The sequence below is a fragment of the uncultured Empedobacter sp. genome (assembly GCF_937930195.1).
GTDB lineage: Bacteria > Bacteroidota > Bacteroidia > Flavobacteriales > Weeksellaceae > Empedobacter > Empedobacter stercoris.
The window spans coordinates 1-5,894 of record NZ_CALGVK010000131.1; the positions used below are offsets into that span (position 1 = coordinate 1).

The window sequence follows — 5,894 nt, forward strand, 5'->3', positions numbered from 1 at the left end:
TTATTCCAAACTGTTAATGATAGCTTTATGCAAAATTTCGCCCATAGTCTTACACTCTTCATACGATTGGTCTTTGTAAAACTTAGCGAAACCTTTTCGTAATTGTTCTATATTTTCATCTTTAGAAATCGTGTCTTTTTTTATGATTTTCATTAAATCTCGAAAACGCTTTGAGCTGTTTGAGATTCTTTTCGTGATCAATGATTTTACTTCTTTTCGATATTGATCGATAGAATTAGGTTTTAAACGATCATTGACTAAATCAACCATTACTCGATTCTCTTTAAAATATTGTGGTCGATAAATTTTTAAATTTCCTTCATAACATTGTTGATCAAAATCGATTGGTCGAATTCTGTAAATCACTTGATCAAAATCATGGATCGGAATTACCACATAGTTATACGAACGCATATCGCCCAAAAGACCAATAAAACAACGTTCATTAAATTTTACAAATTCCTTCGCAATCTGATTTTTTTCTAAATCGTTACATTTATCCAAATCATTTTTAATGAAAACATCGCCTGGTATTCCTAAAATATGTTCCTCAATAAGCGTGTTCTTATACACCAAAAAATTAATTCGGTGCGGAGACAAAATATCTTCTAATTCTAAACCATAAATACGCGAAGCATCTGCTTGTTTAATATAGAAATTGGTATAATTATCATTCAGAATATTTCTCACACGAATTCGGAAGGGTTTCGAATTTCCGAATGTACAATAATCAATAGAATCAACAACGAGATAAGGTAACGACTCTTCATCACCATCCGAGTGCAAGTAGGTGTAAATTCTATTCAAACTATCTTGTATTTCTTGATGCTCCGAATCGGTATAATAAACACCCAACCAATGGGTGTCATTTCCTTCTTTATCTTCCAAAGCAACACAGCCCGAAAAACGCATCAAATCATCATATTCTATACTCGCTTTAGTTGTGCGATGATATTTTTCTAAATAATGATTCAACTCTTCGCAAATAGGATAAATGGACTTTTTAAATGCTATTTTTACATCTTTCATTTTCTAATTCATCTACCTTACGAAGGTAAGCGTAAATTTATTTTTTTATAATTGTAAATTGGATTATTATTTGTTAATTTAAGACCAAATAAAAATCTTAATAAAATGAATATTCAAGTCAGAAATTTGACACTTGAAGATTATAGTGATTTGACTATTTCAACAAAAGAAGCTTATCACAATCAACTTGGAACATGGACAGTTGAAGAAATAAAAGAATTGTTAGCTATTTTTCCACAAGGACAATTGTGTGTTGAAGTTGATGGCAAAGTTGTAGCTTCTGCATTAAGTATTATTGTAAATTCTAAGAAAACAAATCTTGAGTCAGATTACGATACGATTACTTCTAATGGGAAATTCTTGAAACATGATTCTGAAGGTGATATTTTGTATGGAATAGAGGTTTTTGTGCATCCAAATTATCGTCAACTTCGCTTAGGTAGACGCTTATATGATGAGCGAAAAGCATTGTGTGAAGAGATGAACCTGAAGTCGATTGTCGCAGGTGGTCGTATTCCAAATTATTATAAATATTCGAAAGAATTAACACCTCGTCAATATATTGAGAAAGTAAAAAGCAAAGAAATATATGATTCTACGTTGGCTTTCCAAATTTCCAATGATTTTAATGTCAAAAAAATCTTGAAAAATTATCTGAAAGACGATAAAGAATCGTTAGAATATGCGACGCTATTAGAATGGAATAATATCTATTATGAATCAGAATTAACATCAAATTCACCTACCAAACGTAATATTCGTCTTGGATTGGTGCAATGGCAAATGCGTTTGTTTAATGGGTTACAGGATTTTTATGATCAAATCGAATTCTTTGTAAATGCAGTTAGTGATTATGGTTCGGATTTTATCATGTTTCCAGAGTTTTTCAATACACCGTTGATGAGTCCTTACAATCACTTGAAGGAAATCGAAGCGATGCATCAATTGGCAACGATGACAGATGATATTGTAAAGAAAATTCAAGAATTTGCCATCACCTATAATGTCAATATTATTTCTGGTTCGATGCCACATCTAAAAGATGGTAAACTATACAATACGTCTTTTCTTTGTCATCGTTCGGGTAAATTAGATTCGTACAGTAAAATTCATATTACACCAAACGAATTCAAGTATTATGCGTTAAATGGTGGTGATGAAATCAAAGTTTTTGATACGGATTGTGGTAAAGTTGGATTACTAATTTGTTACGATGTCGAGTTTCCTGAATTAAGCAGAATTTTGGCAGATCAAGGAATGGAAATTTTATTTGTTCCTTTCATGACAGATACGCAAAATGGATATACTCGTGTCCGTAGTTGTGCGCAAGCTCGTGCCATAGAAAATGAATGTTATGTTGCAATTGCAGGTTCTGTAGGGAATTTACCACGCGTTAACAATATGGATATTCAGTATTCTCAATCGGCTGTTTTTACGCCTTCAGATTTCTCATTTCCAAATAATGGAGTGAAGGCAGAAGCGACCCCAAATGCCGAAATGGTTCTTGTTGCTGACGTCGATTTGTACCTTTTGAAAGAGTTGCATGAATATGGAACAGTAAAAACAATGAAGGATAGACGAAAAGATTTGTACCAAGTGCAATTGATAAAATAACCTAAACAAAACCTCCAAAATGGAGGTTTTGTTTTAGTTCTTATTCTTGTGACTATCTCTTGAATAAGAACAATAATTAACGATATAGATTTTAGGTTCGGTTGAAAATCTATTCTAAATGTAGAACTAAATTTTTATAAAAACAAAACATTTAATATCACAATTCGAATTTTAACATTAATCATAATCATAATTTAATTCTATTTCGAAGATTTGAATATATTTTTTATTGAATTTATTCGGTGCAAATTGATTAAAATAGATTTTTTTTCGGTTATTTGAAAAATGAGGGATTCCTGTTAACTGATGATTGAATGTGTTGTTTTGATAAAGTACGCTCGATTTTTTTTCAGTTAGATCTAAAATGATAATTTTTTGATCACTAAAAAAAACAGCTAATTTTCCATCAACAGATAGATTGAAAGGAGAATCAATTGATTGTTCTAAAAATGAATATTGAATAATCTCGTTAGAAATCAAGTTTACGCCAAATAATTGTGTAGTTTGATGTTCATCTTCCATTAAAAAGTAGATGACTTTTCCGTCTTGAGAAGAACGTAACCAATGACGAAAGTTACTAATTCCTTTTTTGGTAAATGTGATTCTTTTCTGCGAAATACACTTCGGAACATCTGGTAATGTTGTTGTCGTTCCTAATAAATTATCGGTTTCGTCAATAATAATTTTATCAGGAATAGTTGCGACAAAAATTTCAGTTTTCAAATCACCATTTTTATCTCTTACATATCCTTGAAAAGCAATGTCATGAGAAGAATTTATCCAACATTCATCAAAAGCTTTTTCAATTTCATCACTTCCATTTGTAGGAAACGGAACAACTTTAGAAACGATGATTGAAAACATTTCGCCCGAATTATTCTCTAAATTTTCATCAAAATTAACTTCTACTTTTTGGGGAAACATCATTCCAACTACGCGCTGATCTTTAACGGTAGGATTGTGCTTTGACTCTTGTTCTAAAATAAAATCGTTGTACGTGAAACTTATCCAATTCGTTTCTTTTTTCCACGAATGCGAATGTGTTCCACCTCTCAAAGCTCCGTTGGTAAATGGGGGCTGAATGTTGCGAGCATCCATAAAAATGGGTTGATTCGGATATTCTAAATCAATTGCTACCGCAGTTCTTCTTGTAGCTGAATATGGATTTGTTTGATTCGCATTGCGAATTCCATGGATGAAAATGACTTTATTTTTGATTTGAGAAAATGACACCGCTCCAACTCCAGGTCCAAACTGTGTTTGATTTTGGGTTTTATAAATTAACTGATTTTCTAACGTTTTGGTATTGAATAAAAAAATAGAAGAAGTTTCTCCAATTTTTGTGTCATCATTACGAGTATCATAAACCAAATATTTACCATCGAATGATTCGATTTGGAAATGATGCAAAGTGTGTCCAAAATTATCAAAGGTTAGTTGAGTTGGCGAATTTGTATGTATTAGAGTTGTCATAATGGCAAATTTAAAATTGATTTTTGGTTTTATTCCAACCTTCAATCAAAAGAAAAACGTCAATTTATTTATTTCCTTCGATAGTTTAATTAGAAAAATCCCCGATGTCGCGGATTTGCAATCCGTGACCTTATCTATACATCTATATCTACCCCATAAACACTACCTCAACTTCCAAATCATTATCCAAACCTGCATAATTACGTGCCGAACTGAAATAATAATCTTCTGCATTTACAACCACTTTCTCTTTTACAGGATTTTGATGAATGTAATTTATCTTCTCCTTTATAAATGAATTAGAATAAACAGATTCTGCATGGTAACCATCTTGCCAAACCTTATATTGTTGCTGGCGTTTTAAATGTGCACAAGCTTCACTAAAATAGTTTAACATCCATTCTCGTCTGCTTTCAGGTTCATTTATTATGGTTTCTATTATTTTTTTACTTGTGTACTTTTTAAAATCTCGCATTATTTCTGCTAATGTTAAAGATCCTACACTTTTACAAAGTAAATGCAAATGACTGTGCATTAAAACATAAGCATAGATTTCTAAACCTTTATGCTTTTGACAATATCTTAAGGCATCTATAATTACATTTTTTTGATTTAGCCGTGTAAAAATATCTACCCAACCTACTGTTGTTATGGTTATAAAATAGGCACTGCTACTATCGGTTGCTTTGTATTTTGTTGACATGATACTATTTTATTTCAATGAACTTATTTTATTTAAAGCACGGATTACACTCGAGGCTTTAGCCGACTGAACGAAGTTAAATCCGCGCGATCGGGTTAAAATGATTATATAAAAAAACCCATCTCTAAGAGATGGGTTTAAAATTGAAATTATTTTTTAACTACTTTGATGAGTGTACTATTCTCACCACTGGTTATTTTTAACATATAAGTACCTGATGCTAAATGCTGCAAATCTATTTGAACTTCATTTGCGCTTGATTTAGTCTCTCCTACTCGCTGACCAAGTAGATTATATACTTCAATGAAATCAATAGTTTCATAATACTCTACAAATAGCATATCAGTTGTAGGATTAGGATAAACTTTTAATTTAGACTTATCCAATTCGTTTACTCCTAAAAACAATTCAACTGTAACCGCTGTTGGCATACTATAACAACCATTTTCATTTTGTATAACACCATAATAAGTAGCTCCATCAGTAAGGCTAGTTGTTGGTGACAATGCATTAATATGTTGAATAGCGTTATTATAAGACGCATACCATATAACATTTGTTTGATCCATAATCAAATCACTTACAACAGCAGGACTTTGTAAAACTTGAATACTCTCACCTGTAGGTGAATTTGGTAAATCATAGACTGTTACGTGAACGGATGCTCTTGCTGATTTACATCCGTTTTGATTTCTACCAACATAATAAGTTCCTGACTGTAAAACAGTTGTGTTAGCTAACGGAGTTTGTGCAGTAGGTGAATTAAACCATTCATAAACAGCCCCTGAAGGAGAACTCCACTCAACCTCTCCTATAATTGTTCCTTGACAAACTTGTAAAGAAGTGTATATTGGAGCGGCAGTATTAATGATTATCACAGCAACTGCTTTTTTCGTAGATGAACAATTTCCTATTTTTTGACTTACATAATACGTTCCATTAATTAAAGGTGTATTATTAGCCAAAGGTACTGTTGCATTTATACTATTAAACCATTCTATGGTACTACCTGTGGCACCTAAAGCCATTAAGTCTGCAACGGTACCACTACCACATATATATTGTGTTGATTGTG

The 5,894-nt window shown here is 31.9% G+C and carries 5 protein-coding genes; 1 reads left to right on the plus strand and 4 read right to left on the minus strand.

What is annotated here, in order from left to right:
- Positions 1–1,029 carry a hypothetical protein gene (locus Q0616_RS07685; protein ID WP_298776229.1) on the minus strand — a complete coding sequence of 343 codons (1,029 nt, stop codon included), beginning with the start codon at positions 1,027–1,029 and terminating at the stop codon, positions 1–3.
- Positions 1,030–1,134: 105 nt separating this feature from the next.
- Between Q0616_RS07685 and Q0616_RS07690 the strand changes: the two genes are divergently transcribed.
- Positions 1,135–2,643, plus strand: a complete 1,509-nt coding sequence (locus tag Q0616_RS07690) for a carbon-nitrogen hydrolase family protein (protein ID WP_171623741.1) — start codon at positions 1,135–1,137, stop codon at positions 2,641–2,643.
- Between the two features lie 177 nt (positions 2,644–2,820).
- Here Q0616_RS07690 and Q0616_RS07695 read toward each other — a convergent pair whose 3' ends face one another.
- From Q0616_RS07695 to Q0616_RS07705, 3 genes are all read right to left on the minus strand, one after another.
- Positions 2,821–4,116 (minus strand): DUF3748 domain-containing protein, encoded by a 1,296-nt coding sequence (locus Q0616_RS07695; RefSeq protein WP_298776231.1) that lies wholly within the window; start codon positions 4,114–4,116, stop codon positions 2,821–2,823.
- Between the two features lie 148 nt (positions 4,117–4,264).
- On the minus strand, positions 4,265–4,819 hold the full coding sequence (locus tag Q0616_RS07700) for a transposase (protein WP_298776232.1): 555 nt from the start codon (positions 4,817–4,819) through the stop codon (positions 4,265–4,267).
- A 149-nt stretch (positions 4,820–4,968) separates the two neighbouring features.
- Positions 4,969–5,894, minus strand: a 926-nt coding sequence (locus Q0616_RS07705; protein ID WP_298776233.1) for a T9SS type A sorting domain-containing protein, incomplete at its 5' end; no start/stop codon positions are given.